Origin of the sequence: Listeria sp. SHR_NRA_18, from assembly GCF_003856515.1 — a bacterium.
Taxonomy (GTDB): Bacteria; Bacillota; Bacilli; order Lactobacillales; family Listeriaceae; genus Listeria_A; species Listeria_A newyorkensis.
Genome location: NZ_QPKR01000085.1, coordinates 1 through 417 on the forward strand (window position 1 = coordinate 1; position 417 = coordinate 417).

Consider the following 417-nt stretch of genomic DNA (forward strand, 5'->3'; position numbering starts at 1 on the left):
GCCGCTTTGCCGTTATCCAGCACCGCCTGCAGTTTGGCACGCGCATCAGCATCGTCGGTGGCCAGGCCGCCAGACAGCAGCATTTCCACGCTCAACGCCATGGTCACTTCCAGCAGACGCGGATTGCGATATTCCCCGGTCAGGAAGCGTACCGCTTCACGCACTTCGACCGCATTACCAGCGCTGGAAGCCAGCACCTGGTTCATGTCAGTCAGCAGCGCGGTAGTCTTGCAACCGGCACCATTCGCAACGCCCACGATCGCCTGCGCCAGATCGTCAGAAAGCTGGTAGGTCGGCATAAAGGCACCGCTGCCAACTTTCACGTCCATAACCAACGCATCCAGCCCTTCGGCCAGTTTCTTCGCCAGAATAGAGCCGGTGATCAGCGGAATGGAGTCGACGGTGGCAGTGATATCA

1 pseudogene is annotated in these 417 nt (G+C 59.5%); it reads right to left on the bottom strand.

Features of this window, described 5'->3' with window-relative positions:
- Window positions 1-417, bottom strand: a pseudogene (gene deoA / locus DUK53_RS17260) (pyrimidine-nucleoside phosphorylase); the annotation flags it as partial.